The organism is Pantoea sp. 18069, assembly GCF_902706035.1.
In the GTDB taxonomy this organism is placed as follows: Bacteria; Pseudomonadota; Gammaproteobacteria; order Burkholderiales; family Burkholderiaceae_C; genus Comamonas.
In genome coordinates this window covers 1-15,188 of the sequence record NZ_CACSJA010000059.1, presented here as the reverse complement: position 1 = coordinate 15,188, position 15,188 = coordinate 1, and the positions used below count along the sequence as shown (strand labels likewise).

18 protein-coding genes and 1 pseudogene are annotated in these 15,188 nt (G+C 65.5%); 15 read left to right on the top strand and 4 right to left on the bottom strand.

Features of this window, described 5'->3' with window-relative positions; genetic code table 11:
* Positions 1-799: pseudouridine synthase (locus GVL12_RS25085; protein ID WP_235033977.1), on the top strand; the 799-nt coding region annotated here is incomplete at its 5' end.
* On the opposite strand, the gene GVL12_RS25080 is transcribed toward GVL12_RS25085, so the two are convergent.
* Both GVL12_RS25080 and GVL12_RS25075 read right to left on the bottom strand, forming a co-directional pair.
* On the bottom strand, positions 738-1,688 hold the full coding sequence (locus tag GVL12_RS25080; protein WP_159918278.1) for a DHH family phosphoesterase: 951 nt from the start codon (positions 1,686-1,688) through the stop codon (positions 738-740). The two genes, GVL12_RS25085 and GVL12_RS25080, sit on opposite strands and share 62 nt — an antisense overlap.
* 62 nt (positions 1,689-1,750) lie before the next feature.
* Complete coding sequence (locus tag GVL12_RS25075) at positions 1,751-2,191, bottom strand: hypothetical protein (protein ID WP_159918277.1); 441 nt, start codon at positions 2,189-2,191, stop codon at positions 1,751-1,753.
* A gap of 214 nt (positions 2,192-2,405) precedes the next feature.
* Here GVL12_RS25075 and GVL12_RS25070 point away from each other — a divergent pair, with 214 nt between their 5' ends.
* The gene (locus tag GVL12_RS25070; protein WP_159918276.1) at positions 2,406-2,963 is read left to right on the top strand and encodes an MgtC/SapB family protein; all 558 of its coding nucleotides are present in this window, start codon (positions 2,406-2,408) and stop codon (positions 2,961-2,963) included.
* A gap of 151 nt (positions 2,964-3,114) precedes the next feature.
* Positions 3,115-4,299 carry a M20 aminoacylase family protein gene (locus GVL12_RS25065; protein WP_159918275.1) on the top strand — a complete coding sequence of 395 codons (1,185 nt, stop codon included), beginning with the start codon at positions 3,115-3,117 and terminating at the stop codon, positions 4,297-4,299.
* A gap of 146 nt (positions 4,300-4,445) precedes the next feature.
* On the opposite strand, the gene ylqF is transcribed toward GVL12_RS25065, so the two are convergent.
* Positions 4,446-5,411 carry a ribosome biogenesis GTPase YlqF gene (ylqF, locus tag GVL12_RS25060; protein WP_159918274.1) on the bottom strand — a complete coding sequence of 322 codons (966 nt, stop codon included), beginning with the start codon at positions 5,409-5,411 and terminating at the stop codon, positions 4,446-4,448.
* A gap of 83 nt (positions 5,412-5,494) precedes the next feature.
* On the opposite strand from ylqF, the gene GVL12_RS25055 reads away from it, so the two are divergent.
* Together GVL12_RS25055 and GVL12_RS25050 are read left to right on the top strand one after the other, a co-directional pair.
* Positions 5,495-5,788 (top strand): hypothetical protein, encoded by a 294-nt coding sequence (locus GVL12_RS25055; protein WP_159918273.1) that lies wholly within the window; start codon positions 5,495-5,497, stop codon positions 5,786-5,788.
* On the top strand, positions 5,788-6,003 hold the full coding sequence (locus GVL12_RS25050; protein WP_200844074.1) for an oxidoreductase-like domain-containing protein: 216 nt from the start codon (positions 5,788-5,790) through the stop codon (positions 6,001-6,003). The genes GVL12_RS25055 and GVL12_RS25050 overlap by 1 nt, the downstream gene beginning before the upstream one ends.
* Before the next feature lie 109 nt (positions 6,004-6,112).
* On the opposite strand, the gene gshA is transcribed toward GVL12_RS25050, so the two are convergent.
* Positions 6,113-7,621 carry a glutamate--cysteine ligase gene (gene gshA / locus GVL12_RS25045; RefSeq protein WP_200844073.1) on the bottom strand — a complete coding sequence of 503 codons (1,509 nt, stop codon included), beginning with the start codon at positions 7,619-7,621 and terminating at the stop codon, positions 6,113-6,115.
* Between the two features lie 551 nt (positions 7,622-8,172).
* Between gshA and GVL12_RS25040 the strand changes: the two genes are divergently transcribed.
* The 10 genes and pseudogenes from GVL12_RS25040 to GVL12_RS24995 form a co-directional block, all read left to right on the top strand.
* Positions 8,173-8,817, top strand: a complete 645-nt coding sequence (locus GVL12_RS25040) for a RidA family protein (protein ID WP_235033976.1) — start codon at positions 8,173-8,175, stop codon at positions 8,815-8,817.
* Positions 8,818-9,432: 615 nt separating this feature from the next.
* Entirely contained in the window at positions 9,433-9,729 is a 297-nt protein-coding gene (locus tag GVL12_RS25035; RefSeq protein ID WP_159918271.1) for a 2Fe-2S iron-sulfur cluster-binding protein, read from the top strand.
* A gap of 203 nt (positions 9,730-9,932) precedes the next feature.
* On the top strand, positions 9,933-11,054 hold the full coding sequence (gene ribBA / locus GVL12_RS25030; RefSeq protein ID WP_159918270.1) for a bifunctional 3,4-dihydroxy-2-butanone-4-phosphate synthase/GTP cyclohydrolase II: 1,122 nt from the start codon (positions 9,933-9,935) through the stop codon (positions 11,052-11,054).
* A gap of 3 nt (positions 11,055-11,057) precedes the next feature.
* Positions 11,058-11,522: a 6,7-dimethyl-8-ribityllumazine synthase gene (gene ribH, locus GVL12_RS25025; RefSeq protein ID WP_159918269.1), complete on the top strand. Its 465-nt coding sequence runs from the start codon at positions 11,058-11,060 to the stop codon at positions 11,520-11,522.
* A 1-nt stretch (position 11,523) separates the two neighbouring features.
* Positions 11,524-12,060, top strand: a complete 537-nt coding sequence (gene nusB / locus GVL12_RS25020) for a transcription antitermination factor NusB (RefSeq protein ID WP_159918268.1) — start codon at positions 11,524-11,526, stop codon at positions 12,058-12,060.
* 86 nt (positions 12,061-12,146) lie between these two features.
* Positions 12,147-13,331, top strand: coding sequence for a pyridoxal phosphate-dependent aminotransferase (locus tag GVL12_RS25015; protein WP_159918267.1), 1,185 nt, complete (start codon positions 12,147-12,149; stop codon positions 13,329-13,331).
* 6 nt (positions 13,332-13,337) lie between these two features.
* Entirely contained in the window at positions 13,338-13,745 is a 408-nt protein-coding gene (ybgC, locus tag GVL12_RS25010) for a tol-pal system-associated acyl-CoA thioesterase (protein WP_159918266.1), read from the top strand.
* On the top strand, positions 13,742-14,446 hold the full coding sequence (gene tolQ / locus GVL12_RS25005) for a protein TolQ (protein ID WP_159918265.1): 705 nt from the start codon (positions 13,742-13,744) through the stop codon (positions 14,444-14,446). The genes ybgC and tolQ overlap by 4 nt, the downstream gene beginning before the upstream one ends.
* A 22-nt stretch (positions 14,447-14,468) precedes the next feature.
* Positions 14,469-14,897, top strand: coding sequence for an ExbD/TolR family protein (locus GVL12_RS25000; RefSeq protein ID WP_159918264.1), 429 nt, complete (start codon positions 14,469-14,471; stop codon positions 14,895-14,897).
* 29 nt (positions 14,898-14,926) lie between these two features.
* Positions 14,927-15,188, top strand: a pseudogene (locus tag GVL12_RS24995) (hypothetical protein); the annotation flags it as partial.

Genomic DNA, 15,188 nt, shown 5'->3' with positions numbered 1-15,188 from the left:
GCGTCAGCTGTGCATAAGAGACATGCATGTGCTCTGGCGCGATGAACACCTGATTGCGGTCTACAAGCCCGCGGGCTGGCTGGTGCACCGCACCGGCCTCGACGCGCACGAAACGCGTTTCGTGATGCAGACCCTGCGCGACCAGATAGGCCAGCGCGTCTTCCCCGTGCACCGGCTCGACAAGGGCACCTGCGGCGTGCTGGTGATGGCCCTGCACGCCGATGCCGCGCGCGCGCTGGGCCAGGCCTTCGAAAACCAGCAGACGCACAAGCGCTATCTCGCGCTGGTACGCGGCTGGCTGCCCGGCGAACTGCATGTGGACCACGCGCTCAAGCCCGATGACGCGCCAAGCGATGCGCCGGTGCAGTCGGCGCAGACCACGCTGCGCTGCCTGGCCCGGCTGGCCTGGCCCGAAGCCTACGACCCGCGCCACGCGGGCACGCGGCTGTCGCTGGTCGAAGCGCTGCCGCTGACCGGGCGGCGCCACCAGATCCGGCGCCACCTCAAGCATGTGGCCCACCCCATCATCGGCGACGCCACCCATGGCAAGGGGCCACTGAACCGCTGGTGGGCCGAGCGCCTGGGGCAGCAGCGGCTATGGCTGCATGCCCAGGCATTGAGCTTGCCCCACCCGGTCAGCGGGGAAATGCTGCACTTGCAGGCGGACTGGCCTGCGCTCGCGGAGCAGGTTGCCGAAGTGCGGGACTGGCAGGCCATGATGGCCTTACCGGGCTGGGTTACTCAGCCGCCTGCGGATGCAGCTGCGCCGGCTCCGGCTGGGCCACAAACGCCCCGCTGAGCAGCTCGCCCAGGCGCGCAATACCCATCTTGAAACCGCAGGCCTGGGCATGGCCGCCGCCGCCCATGGATTCGGCCATGGGAATGCAGTTGAACTCCGAGCGCGAGCGCAGGCCGACCTTGACGCCGCTGGTGCTTGCATTCCACATCAGCGCGAACGTGCCGCTTTGCTTGGCCAGCAGGTCGCCGACCTGGCTGTGGAACATGCCGGGCGCGTTGACCATCAGGCCGGCCACGCCGTTGAAGACCAGCGGCTGCGCGCCTTCGGCGATGTCGGCGCAGAGCTTCTGGAACTTCTCGTCCATCGCGTCGCCGCGCGCCATGAACGCGATTTCCTGCTCGGGCGTGAAGGCCGCGATCTCGGCCCAGCGCTCGAACGTGCGCGGCTCCATGTCGAGCGCGGCGAGAAAGGCCGGGCTCTCGGGGTACTGCCAGACCCAGATGTCGCGGTCTTCGATGCAGCGGATCAACGCGGGAACGGGCTTGTCGGAGTGGAAGAACTCCCAGGCCAGGCGCGCGCCCGACTTGTGCATGTCGAAATGCACCACGCCGCAGCGGCAGGAGTAGCCGTGCAGCTTCTCGGCCGCGCTCTTGTGGTGGTCCAGCAGCACCAGCTTGGCGACGCGCGACTCGATTTCGGCAAGCAGCTCGGGGCCGAAGGCGAAGTCGAGCACATAGACCGCGCGCCCGGCGAGGTCGCCGAGCTCGTCGGCGCTGTTGATCTCGCCATGGTCAAGACCGCGGAATTCGGCCTGGCCTTCATAGAACAGCCAGGCAGCGAGCGCCGCGCCGTAGCCATCGGGGCAGCGCCGTCCGTGGTAGAGGATCAGGGGACGGGGGTCGTTCTTGGCGGGTCCGACCAGCAACTGCAGGGGCAAAATGGTTTTCATATTGACGCCGATTGTCGCGCGTATGGCATGGGGTCGCAGGGCAATGACCGGCGCCGGCGGCATCAATCGTCGTCCTCGTCTTCGAGATAGTCGTCGTCCTGGTCCGGCACCAGTTCCTCGATCACCAGTTCACGGTAGTGGAAGGCCGCGGTCGCACCATAGGCGTTGAGCACTTCGGCGACTTCATGCGCATCGTCCTTGCCCAGCGCGACGAGCAGCCCATGGTGTCCTTGCTGGGCGAGTTCGCCTATGCGCTGCACGATTTCCCCTTCGAGGCCAACCGACTGCAATTCGTTCTCTTCCACACCGAGCGTGGGCACGATATCGGTCAACACGGCTTCGGGCGTCGCGTGGCGCACCGCGCCGTCATAGCCCAGCGCATGCAGCGCCTCGGCCGCGGCATGGGCCACATCGTCGCTGGGCACCATCGCGAACACATGGCCGGTGGGGTAGAAAACACCTCCCATGGAGGTCATGCTGGAATCTAGAGAAAACGGGGTCATGCTCATCTCCTCGGCAACAGGAGCCACCACTAAACCACAAGGCCTGCGTCTTGGCTATAGGCAAATACAGCGAAATGCAAGCGTGCCGGGCGTAGGCCTGCGCGCACACGCAATGCCGGCCTGCGCTGCCCTTGCGCGTCAGCGTTGTGGCGCACAGTCCAGCCAGGGGCCCTGATCGGCGCGACCGTTGCGCCCTCCCCTGAAGGACAGCTCCATGGACAACTGGTGGAATCTGGTCGGCCGCACCATCGCCGCCGAATTCGCGGACGCGGGCGATATCGAGCAGCTCACGCGCACCGTGCTGCGGCTGGGCCTTGCAGCGCTGCTCGGCGGCCTGCTGGGCTGGCAGCGCGAAATCCATGGCAAGGCCGCCGGCATACGCACCCACATGCTGGTGTCCATGGGCGCGGCGCTGATCGTGCTGGTCGCGCAGCAGGCGGGCGGCGACGCGGCGGATCTGAGCCGGGTGCTTCAAGGCCTGATCGCCGGCGTGGGCTTTCTCGGTGCGGGCACTATCCTCAAGGGCAGTCGCCAGGGCGACGATGTAGGCCAGGTCAAAGGCCTGACCACGGCGGCCGGCATCTGGCTTACCGCGGCCATTGGCGCCAGCGCCGGTATCGGCAAGGAAGTCACGGCGATGCTCAGCACCGTCCTCGCCTTTGGCGTGTTGAGCCTGGTGCCGCTGCTCGCTCCCGCCGTGCGCGCCGCCGCCAGCGAGAATGCCGAAAAGAACAAGGAAAGCGCTGAGCGCAAGGCAGAAAACGCGCCTTAATAACGTGTTCACGAGCTAAGACCGCGAGGCTGCTGTGCCATTGCCGCAGCAAAGGACCGGGCGCGCTGCGCCGCCGGATAATGCCTCTATTGATTCTGATTTGCCGCAGTCACCGGCGATCCCCGACCGGTGCAGCGCTGCGGCCTCCTGTATGCACACGACTCCCGACATCACTCCCCATCTTGGCCAGCTGCTGCGCTTTCGCCATGACTTGCACGCCCACCCCGAGCTCAAGTACGAGGAACACCGCACGGGCGACAAGGTTGCGGCCTATCTGTTGGCCCTGGGCCTGAACGTGCACCGCGGCCTGGGGCAGACCGGCGTTGTCGCCACCATCCATGGCAAGGGCCGCAGCGCCGAGAATCCCGGCCGCAGCATCGGCATCCGCGCCGACATGGACGCGCTGCCCGTGCAGGAACTCAACAGCTTCGGCCACATCAGCACCCACCCGGGCCGCATGCATGCCTGCGGCCACGACGGCCACACGACCATGCTGCTGGGCGCGGCCACGCTGCTCACTCAGCAGCCCGACTTCGACGGCTCGGTGCACCTGATTTTCCAGCCCGGCGAAGAAGGTGGCGCGGGCGCGCGCGCGATGATGGAAGACGGCCTGTTCACCCAGTTCCCCTGCGAGGCGGTGTTCGCGCTGCACAACTGGCCGTCGCTGCCCGCGGGCAAGATGGCGGTGCGCGTGGGCCCCATCATGGCGTCGGCGCTGCGCTTCGAGATACGCATCAGCGGCAAGGGCGGCCATGCAGCCATGCCCCACACCACCATCGACCCGATTCCCGTGGCCTGCGCGCTCGTGGGCCAGCTGCAGACCCTGGTGTCGCGCAGCACCGACCCGCTCGACAGCGCGGTGCTCACGGTGGGGCAGATCGCTTCAGGCACGGTCGAGAACATCATTCCCGACGCTGCCGTGATCTATGGCACGGTACGCACACTGCAGACCAGCACCGAGAAGATGATGATCGCCGGCCTGCACCGCATCAGCGAGCATGTGGCCGCGGCCCACCTGTGCACGGCCGAAGTCATCATCAAGCCCGGCTACCCCAACACCACCAACCATGCGCATGAAGCGCGCTTCATGGCCGGCGTGATGCGCGAGATCGTCGGTGAAGAGAACACCGACGGCGACATCCTGCCCGCGCTCACGGCCGAGGATTTCGGCTTCATGCTCGAAGTCGTGCCCGGCGCCTATGGCTGGATAGGCAACGGCCCCAACGGCCAAGGCGGCGTGGGCCTGCACAGCCCGGCGTACGATTTCAACGACGAGAACCTGGACCGCGGCCCCCGCTTTTGGGATCTTCTGGCGCGCCGCTGGTTTGAGCAATAAGAGCACCCCCTGAGCCGCTTCGCGTCTTCCCCCTCTCAACCTGCGGTGGAGGGGGACGGCACCATCGCTGCGGGGCGGCCCTTGCTCGGTGCCCCAGGGTTAAGACATGCCCACGTCACAGGCTGGCGCACGCGTCTGGCTGCGGATCAGGCAGTGGGCGCTGACGGTTTGCGGTTTCTGATGCCGGTCTTCCTGGGCTTGGCGCGCGCGTCCTTCTTGGCCTGGCGCAGGGCGTCGAGTTCCATGCCCTTGGTGAACCATTCCTCGTATTCCGCGGGCGTCTCCAGCGTGATGCGTCCGAGGTTGTGGATGCGGAAATCGGTGATCACGATTTCGGCCGCTTTTTGCACATTCACGCGCCCGCCGGTCATCACCGCGCCGCGCTTGCGGCCAATGGCTTCGAGCAGTTCGTCGTCGGGCATGGCCGCGATTTCGGCGTCGGTCTGCATGAGCTTGTAGCGCTCGCGCAGGTTGGGCGCGTAGTTGCGCTGCGCATAGCGCAGGAATTCCAGCGCGACCAGTTCCTCGTCATAGGCATTGCGGCCCACGGCGCCGCTCACGGCCAGGTTGTAGCCGCTTTGCTCCACGGCAATGCGCGGCCACAGCATGCCCGGCGTATCCCAGAGATAGAAATCGTCGGCCAGCACGATGCGCTGCTCGAGCTTGGTCACGCCCGCTTCGTCGCCGGTCCTGGCCTGGCCCTTGTTGCTCATCGAGTTGATCAGCGTGGACTTGCCGACGTTGGGAACGCCGCAGATCAGCACGCGCATCGGCTTGGCCATGCCGCCGCGCCCGGGCGACAGCAACTGGCAGGCTTCGATCAGCCGGCGCGTGGGCGTGGGCTCGGAAGCGTCGAGCGCCACGGCCCGGGTTTCGGGCTGGGCGTTGTACCAGGCCAGCCACTGCACGGTGCGCTGCGGGTCGGCCACATCCTGCTTGTTGAGCACCTTGAGCCGTGGCTTGTGGCCCGTGAGCTCCTGCAGTAACGGGTTGGCGCTCGAGCCCGGCAGGCGCGCGTCCAACACTTCAATGACCACGTCAATGTCCTTGATGCGCTCGGCAATCGCCTTGCGTGTGAGATTCATGTGACCGGGAAACCATTGAATGGCCATGGGGCAATACTTTCTGACGATTCGTCGCTAACAAGGGGCGCAAGGATAATCGGGTTCTGCTTTTTTCACGCACCGGTCCCGACATGTCCATACCAAACTCCATTCCCGCCCAGCACCAGGCCAACAACGACCTGCTGATCAAGGGCGTGACCTGCGCCATCATCGGCCTGGTCGTGCTCATCGCGCCATTCTTCATGAACGCCAGCGACCTGAGCAACCTTTTCCGCGAAGGCTACATCGTCGGCTGGTTCGCACTGGCACTGGGCGCGGCCTTCGTCATCCAGGGCCTGCTGCGCCGGCGCAAGACCATGCAGGCCGAAGCCATGCTGGAAACCAAGACCACCTACACCGCCGAGCGCAAGAAGAACAAGCGCTGATGGACGCAATGGCCCCGGCGCTGCAGGCCGCATGCGCGGCATTCGCGCGCTACCAGACGCTGGCCGCGCAGGCCGGCGTGGCGCTGCGGCCCACGCCCACCCAGCCCACGAGCTGCTGCGGCCGCGGCTGCAATGGCTGTGTCTGGGAAGGCTTCTACGATGCAGCGACGTTCTGGATCGAAGATGCGCAGGCGGCGCTGACTGCACGCAGCTGACAAGCTGCGCTCCGCGACCATCCGCCGCCGCCGGGCCGCCCCAAGGCAAATGCGTTGGGGGGCCTTGCCCCCCAACGCGGCTACGGCGAAGCCGAGCAAGCGTGGGGGCTCACCCCAATTCCTGCGGCGCCATATAGCGCTGGCGCCATTCTTCAAATGGCAGCGTATCGGCGGCCTCGCGCGCGCGCTGCGCCGCTATCGATTCCTGCGCCTGAGCCTGGGCCTTGGCCTGCTGGGCCTCGGTCCAGGGCAGGTTCAGCAGCGTCTCGCGCGCCAGCTCGGACTGCGCGAGCGTGAAGCCCAGGAAGCTGCTGTCGTGCTGCTCGACCATGGCGCGCAGCACCTGGGCCGAAGGCGTGGTCTCGGGCGCGGCAACGCGTGCCCGGGCCTGGGCCAGCGCCTGGCTGTAGTCGCTCGTGCCATGCGTCTGGTCAAGCGACGCCGCCAGCGGCGCGCACGCGCTGAGCACTTCATCGGCCCAGTCGCGCAGCAGCACATCGCGGCCGCCGCGCTGCAGGCGCAGGCCCGGCTCGCGGCCGCGCTCGGCGGCCAGGTGCTGGTTGTGCTTGAGTTCGGCGATTTCCGCAGGCGTGTCGGGCGGGCTGTCGCTGAGCAGGCAATGCAGCAGGAAGACGTCGAGCATGCGCATGGTGCTTGGCGCAATGCCCACGGGCTCGAACGGATCGAGGTCCATCAGCCGCACTTCGACATACTCGACGCCGCGCTCGCGCAGCGCATGCAGCGGGCGCTCGCCGCTGCGCACCGTGCGCTTGGGGCGTATCGTGCCGTAGAACTCGTTTTCGATCTGCAGCAGGCTGGTGCCGAGCTGGTTGTAATCGCCGCCGGGGTTGCGTATGCCCAACTGCTCGTAGGCCGGATAGGGCTGGGTCAGCGCTTCGTGCAGCGATCTGGCGTAGCCGTCGAGGCCGTTGTAGCTGACATTGATCGCCGCCTGCGCATCGCTCTGGTAGCCCAGGCGCCCCATGCGCAGCGAAGTCGCATGCGGCAAGTGCAATGTGCGACCGCTGTCGCCCAGCGGCTGCAGGCTGTGCTCGCGGCCTTCGACAAAGCACGAACACAGCGCCGGCGACGAGCCGAACAGGTACAGCAGCACGAAAGCGTGGCGGCGGAAATTGCGGATCAGCGCGAAGTACTGGTCGCTGTCCACGCCCGGCATGGACCAGTTGTAGTGAATGCCCGAAATCATCTGCATGCGCCGGCCATAGCGATGGCCCAGGCCCATGCGGTAGACGCTTTTGGAGCGCCCGGCGTTCGACGAGCCATAACGCGCCAAGGGAATGGTCTCGTCGGTGGGCAGGCCACAGGGCATGCTCGACACCCAGAGCATTTCGTTGCCGGCCTGCCTGAGGCTGTGGTAGACATGCTGGTGGACTTCAATCAGCTCGCCCAGGCACTCGTCCACGCCCCGGTGGGCGCCGGTGATCAGCTCGATCTGCGACTCGCTGTAATCGGTGGTGATATTTGGATGCGTCAGTGCCGACCCCAGCGCGATCGGGTGCGGTGTCAGCGCCAGCCCCCCTGTAGGCAGTGCGCGCAATCCTTCCTTCTCGATCCCACGGCGGATCTGCGCCAGGCGGTCGGAGGTGGGGACTGGCAAGAGCTCCTGCGATTTATTCATTCTTGGGTACCGATACAACTGGGTTGGGGCCGGAACTTAGCACACCCAGCCCGGACGCCGAGATAATAGAGAAATGCTTGCCGATGCGTGGCGTGGTTACAGATATTCACGTGCGCGCGTCCTGTCTCCCTCGCGGCGGCGCGCACGCGAACGCAGATTGTGATGGGGTTACGGTGTTTACGGCGTGCGCACCGGCGACTGCGCACCCTGGCCAGGCCTGGATGGTGGGCCCGGCCGGCGATGAAAGATGGCCCCCACGCTCCCCCTTGCCTCGCAAGGTCCGCTATCAAGTCTTTGGTACAGACATCGGCTTGTGCTCATAGGCCCCGTCTGCCGACCGGTCCTGGCGGCAGGGCCGCCCTTTTCTGAATCCCCGGCCCCTTGCCATGAACGCCTTCGGCATATCCGGCCCCCCCTCGAAGGGCACTGAATACCCAGCGCCAAGGCCCCTGTGCATCAATCGATTTCTCCCGCATTCGTGCGCTGCAACTCCTTGATTTCATTGAGGCGCATCCTGCTGGAATGGGTTTATGCAGACCTTCCCAAAAGGTTCCTTGAAGTGCCTAGCTTACTTTCAGGTGCCTTATTGTTGCGCCGGATGCGAGACTTTATCCTTCATGGAATTTCTTTTGCAACTGCATTTTTATCCCATGAATCTCGCTCTCATTCGTTCTACGGCGTGCTTTGCTGCCGCCGCATTTTTTGCAGGCTATTCTTCGTTTGCGAACGCTACCGAGGTGATTCGGTACAAGTTGCCCGATCCGAGCTTTCCCATTTCGGCAGCCGTCGAAGTTCCGGCGGGAGCAGGCACCATTTACGTGTCGGGAAAGGTTCCCCCCTTGGTGAATAGCGCCAAACCCAATACAGATCCCGAAGCCTTTGGTGGTGACACCGAAGGCCAGACGGTTGCCGTGCTTCGAGATCTCGAAGCACAGTTGAAGGAAATGCAGTTGACAATGGCGGATGTCGTCAAGATGCAGGTGTTTCTGGTAGCTGACCCGGCCAAAGGCTCCAGGATGGACTTTGCTGGCTTTATGCGTGGCTACAGGCAGTTCTTCGGCACCCCCAATCAGCCGAATCTGCCCGCGCGCTCCGTCTTCCAAGCTGCTGGCTTGGCGAACCCCGCGTGGTATGTCGAGATTGAGGTAGTAGCGGTTCGAGCTGGAAAACGTTAGACACAATGCGCTGGACCGGCCTGGCCAGAGCAGCCAGGCTATAGGTTTCTACACCGCCTGTGCGGTCGGAATCGCGCTGTCGCCAGGGGGGCTTCGTCAAGTACCTGCCGGGTGGGACATGTTGCCAAGCAGAGGTTCCAAGGCGAGGGGCGGGTTTCCTTGGTTGCTTTTCGATAATCCATGGATGAGCGGCTCAGTCATGGTGAGATGAAAAAACAGGCACTGTCATCCCTCGTTCAAAGTTGTTACCGGGTTTGCTGGACAAACATGTGCACAACTTTCGTTTTTCGCCGTTAAACCGCTCCAAGTCATTGATTTCAAAAGAACAAGCTCGGTCTGCCCAAAAAACAGGCAGCAGCGGCAATGCGCGCCTGCAGGCCCCCAGCGGCAAATCGCCGGGCTTTGAGAAAGGGTTAACCCTTTATCCCGTTGCAGTTATGCCCGACAAAACTGGACAATCATGTGGATAAGTTTTGGCAATCGCTGTAAGAGCGACGCAAGCTGTTGATTTGCCTGGAATTTATCCACAATGCCCAAAAATAAGGCAGGCCGCGTACCCCATCATGCGCGAAACCGCCTCCCGTCCCAGCCTCCTTCCTCCCCGCCAGACCGCGCATGAGCACCCCTTTCACTCCTGATTTCTTCATCGCCAAACTCACGCCCAGCGGCGCGCAATGCGACGCCTGGGCCGACCAGCCGCTGCTGCACTCGCTCGAACAGGGCTCGCTCGACTGGCCCAGTTCCTGCCGCAACGGCACCTGCCGCACCTGCATAGGCCAGCTGGTGTCGGGCAGCGTGCGCTACGAGATCGAATGGCCCGGCCTGAGCGAGGATGAAAAAGCCGAAGGCTGCGTGCTGCCCTGCGTTGCCTATCCACTCGAGGATGTGGTCCTTCAAGACCCTACGCGCTGAGTCTGCCGGCCATGCTCGGCACGCGCGCCGCGCAGGTGGATTAAAATGCCCGTTTGTGGGTCTGGCTGCCATCCGGCAATCGACCCCGGAGCGGCCCAGGCCGTATCGATCGTTCTTTGGGGGCACTGCCTGCGGTGCCAGCGACAGTTCCCCCTGGAATCCTGCCTGCGCCGATTGAACACCGGCATCCCAAGAAAGTTCGCATGACCGCCCCCCCGCATCCCGTAGCCATCTCCCCGGTCGAAGACATCATTGCCGACATGCGCGCCGGTCGCATGGTCGTGCTGATCGATGAAGAAGACCGCGAAAACGAAGGCGATCTGGTCCTGGCCGCCGACCACGTCACGCCCGAAGCCATCAACTTCATGGCGCGCTTCGGCCGCGGGCTGATCTGCCTGACGCTGACCCCCGAACGCTGCGAGCGGCTCAAGCTCCAGCCCATGGCCACGCGCAACGGCACCAAGCATTCGACCGCCTTCACGGTCTCGATCGAAGCCGCCGAAGGCGTGACCACGGGCATTTCCGCCGCCGACCGCGCACGCACCGTGCAGGCCGCCGTCGCGGCCAACGCACAGGCCGACGACCTGGTCCAGCCCGGCCATATTTTCCCGCTGCAGGCCGTGCCTGGCGGCGTGCTGATGCGCGCCGGCCATACCGAAGCCGGCTGCGACCTGGCCGGCATGGCCGGCTGCAGCCCGTCCGCCGTGATCTGCGAGATCATGAAGGACGACGGCACGATGGCGCGCCTGCCCGACCTGCAGCTCTTCGCCGCCGAACACGGCCTGAAAATCGGCACCATCGCCGACCTGATCCATTACCGCAGCCGCACCGAGTCGCTGCTCCAGGCGGTGGACAGCCGGCCGCTGCAGACGCCGTTTGGCGAATTCACGGTGCGCGTGTTCCGTGACCAGCCCAGCCGCTCGGTACACATCGCGCTGGTCAAGGGCAGTTGGACTGCCGACGACGAAGTGCCGGTGCGCGTGCACGAGCCGCTGTCGATACTCGACCTGCTCGAAGTCGACCGCGCCATGCATTCGTGGAGCCTCGACAGCAGCCTGCGCTACATCGACGCCCAGGGCCGCGGCGTGGCCGTGCTGCTCAACTGCGGCGAAAGCGCCGAGCAGCTGCTCGCGCAATTCGACGGCAGCGCGCGCCCCGCGCAGGCGCCCGAGCGCGGCCGCATGGACCTGCGCACCTACGGCGTGGGCGCGCAGATCCTGCGCGAGTGCGGCGTGCTCAAGATGCGCCTGATGGGCCAGCCCCGCCGCATGCCCAGCATGGCCGGCTATGGCCTCGAGATCACCGGTTACATCCCCAAGGAATAAAAAATGTTTGGCGCAGAACAGGGCACAGGCCCGCAACTCAATGGCGCAGGCTTGCGCATAGGCATCGTCCAGGCCCGCTTCAACGAAAGCATCACCGACGCGCTCGCCGCGGCCTGCCGCGCAGAGCTGCTGGCGCTGGGCGTCGACGAACAGAATATCGACCATGTGCAGGTACCCGGAGCGCTCGAAGTGCCCGTGGCACTGCAGGCCATGGCCGAACGTGAGCAGTACGACGCCCTGGTGGCGCTGGGCTGCATCATCCGGGGGGAGACATACCACTTCGAGCTGGTGGCCAACGAATCGGGCGCGGGTGTGACCCGCCTGTCGCTGGACTACCAACTGCCGATCGCCAATGCGATCATCACCACCGAAAACATGGAGCAGGCCATTGCACGCCAGACCGACAAGGGCCGCGACGCAGCCCGCGTGGCGGTCGAAATGGCCCAGCTGCTCGCCACCTTGAATTGACATGAGCGAAGAACAATCCCCCTCGGCCTCGGGCCGTCCCCCGCGCCAGCCGCGCGCCGGCAGCACCAGCACCGGAGCGCGCAAGGCCGCGTCCAAGTCCAACCGCAGCCGCGCACGCGAATTCGCGCTGCAGGCGCTGTACCAGCACCTCGTGGGCCGCAACGACGCGAGCGCGATCGACATGTTCACGCGTGATCTCGCGGGCTTCCACAAGGCCGACAGCGCGCATTACGACGCGCTGCTGCACGGCTGCATCACCACTGAAGCCGACCTCGACGCGCTGATCCTGCCCAAGCTCGACCGCCAGCTCAGCGAGATCTCGCCCATCGAGCATGCGGTGATGTGGATAGGCGCCTACGAGTTCCTGCACTGCCCCGACGTGCCCTGGCGCGTGGTGCTCAATGAGTGCATCGAGCTGGCCAAGGAATTCGGCGGCACCGACGGCCACAAGTACGTCAACGCCGTGCTCAACGGTCTCGCGCCCAGCCTGCGCAGCGCCGAAGTCACGGCCGACAAGGGCCAGCAGGCAGCGGGCTGACGCGCGCGCGGGGCCGCCGCAGCGCGGTCCGGCCCCATTTGATCTCTGTTAACGCCCGCGCCCTGCGGGCAGGATGGCCCCCGCCGATGCAAGTATCGAAACGCGCCCAGCGCATCGAGCCGTTTTATGTGATGGAAGTGGCCAAGGCGGCGCAAGCCCTGGCGCGCGAAGTCGCTGACACGAACGCGCCGATGATCTTCCTGAACATCGGCGAGCCCGACTTCACGGCCCCGCCGCTGGTGCAGCAGGCCGCTGCGCGCGCCGTCGCGCAAGGCAATACCCAATACACGCCGGCCCTGGGCCTGGACGCGCTGCGCGAGCGCATCAGCCAGTGGTATGCACAGCGCTTTGGCGTGGACGTGCCCGCACGGCGCATCGTGGTCACCGCGGGCGCTTCGGCCGCGCTGCAGCTGGCCTGCCTGGCGCTGATCGATGCCGGCGATGAAATCCTCATGCCAGACCCGAGCTACCCCTGCAACCGCCATTTCGTGAGCGCGGCGGACGGCAAGGCGGTGCTGATCCCGACCACGGCCGCCGAGCGCTTCCAGCTCAGCGCCGAAAAGGTCGCCGAGGCCTGGGGCGACAAGACCCGCGGCGTGCTGCTGGCCTCGCCGTCCAACCCCACGGGCACCTCGATCGCGCCTGACGAACTGCGCCGCATCCACGACGTGGTGCGCGCGCGCGGCGGCCTGACCATCATCGACGAGATCTACCTGGGCCTGTCGTATGACCCGGCCTATTCCCAGACCGCGCTCGCGCTGGGCGACGACCTGATCAGCATCAACAGCTTCAGCAAATACTTCAACATGACGGGCTGGCGCCTGGGCTGGATGGTCGTGCCCGAAGCGCTGGTGCCGGCCGTGGAGCGCGTGGCGCAGAACCTGTTCATCTGCGCCAGCACCATTGCCCAGCACGCGGCGCTGGCCTGCTTCGAGCCCGAGAGCCTTGCCGAGTACGAGCGCCGCCGCGCCGAATTCAAGGCCCGGCGCGACTACTTCATTCCCGAACTCGAGAAACTGGGCCTGCGGGTTCCGGTCATGCCCGACGGCGCGTTCTACGCCTGGGCCGACTGCAGCGAAGCTGCGCGCAAGCTCGGCGTCGAAGGCAGCTGGGATTTCGCCTATGCGCTGATGCAGCGCGCCCACCTGACAATCACGCCCGGGCGTGACTTCGGCAGTGCGCAGACAGCCCAGTTCGTGCGCTTTTCCACCGCCAACTCCCTGCCCCAGCTGCAGGAAGCCGTGCGCCGCCTGCGCGCGCTGCTGGGCTGAACGCGCATGGATTTCGCTTTTCCGGTACGCATCTATTGGGAAGACACCGATGCCGGCGGCATCGTCTTCTACGCCAACTACCTCAAGTTCTTCGAACGCGCGCGCACCGAGTGGCTGCGTTCGCTGGGCCTTGAGCAACAAAAATTACGGGAACAAACAGGCGGCATGTTTGTCGTAACCCAGGCACAGGTCGATTACCACCGGCCCGCACGCCTGGACGATCAACTTTTGGTTACCGCGCGCTTACAAGCGAGCGGCCGTGCGTCGTTGACAATACGCCAGCAAGCTTTCCTGCAATCCCCCGCGGACGGTCCGCAATTGCTGTGTGAAGCCTCGATACGCATCGGCTGGGTCGATGGCGCAAGCATGCGTCCGGTAAGAATTCCGATCAGCCTTCTGGAACAACTTTCATGAACTCCCAAAACATGTCCATATTCAGCCTGGTCCTGCAGGCCAGCTGGGTCGTGCAACTCGTCATGCTGGCCCTGGTGGTCGCATCGGTCGCAAGCTGGGCCGCGATTTTCCGCAAGTCCAGCCTGCTCAAGCGCGTGCGCTCGTTCAACGACGCGTTCGAGCAGGAATTCTGGTCGGGCACCAGCCTCAACGACCTCTATGCATCGGCTGCGCAAAACGCCAAGCGCGGCGGCCCGATGGAGCGCATCTTCGCCAGCGGCATGCGCGAATACCAGAAACTGCGCGAGCGCCGCATCGGCGAAGTCGCCACGCTGATGGACGGCACGCGCCGCGCCATGCGTGCAAGCCTGCAGCGCGAGATGGACGAAATCGAAGCCGGCCTGCCGTTTCTGGGCTCCGTCGGTTCGGTCTCGCCCTACGTCGGCCTGTTCGGCACCGTATGGGGCGTGATGCACGCGTTCACCGGCTTTGCGAGCATGGAGCAGGTCACGCTCGCCACCGTCGCGCCCGGCATTGCCGAAGCGCTGGTGGCCACCGCCATGGGCCTGTTCGCGGCGATTCCCGCCGTGGCGGCCTACAACCGTTTTGCCCACCAGACCGACCGCGTTGCCAACCAGCTGGACACCTTCATCGAAGAGTTCTCCAACATCCTGCAGCGCAACGTGGGCTCGACCGCGAGCAGCACCGCCTCCGGCCACTGAGCCACCACCAGGAGCTTTTCCCATGCCCGCAGTCTCTTCACGGGGCGGTCGCCAGCGCCGCACGGTCAACGAAATCAACATGGTGCCCTTCATCGACGTGATGCTGGTGCTGTTGATCATCTTCATGGTGACCGCTCCCATGCTCACGCCGGGCGCGATCAACGTGCCCAGCGCAGGCAAGGCCTCGCGCCTGCCGACCGAAAACCTCGCGCGCATCCTGATCGACCAGGACGGCTCCATCCGCCTCAAGACCGGCAACGGCGAGCAGGTGGTGCGGCTCAACGAACTGGGCTTCGCGGCCAAGGCCTGGCAGGCCCAGCAGCCCGAGGACAGCGCCGTCGTGATCTCCGCCGACAAGACGCTCAGCTATGACACCGTCATGCAGACCATGGGCCAATTGCAGCGCGCGGGCGTCAAGCGCGTCGCGCTCGACGTCAAATCCAGCCAGTAAGCCCGGCCGCCCCCAGACCTTTGCCTTCCATGTCCCGACCGCCAGAACACGACCCCTTCGCCCCGCCTTCCCCCCCACCGCGCCTGCGCGCGTGGATTCTGGCGATCGTGGCGCACGGCCTGCTCGTGGCTGCGCTGCTCTGGGTCGTGCGCACGCCGCCGGCGATGCAGGAGGCCGCGATCGAGGCCGAGCTCTGGTCGGCCCTGCCCCAGGAAGCCGCGCCGCCGGCGCCTGCGCCCGAGCCGACTCCTGCGCCTGAACCGGAAGTCAAGCCCGAGCCCCCCCCACCGC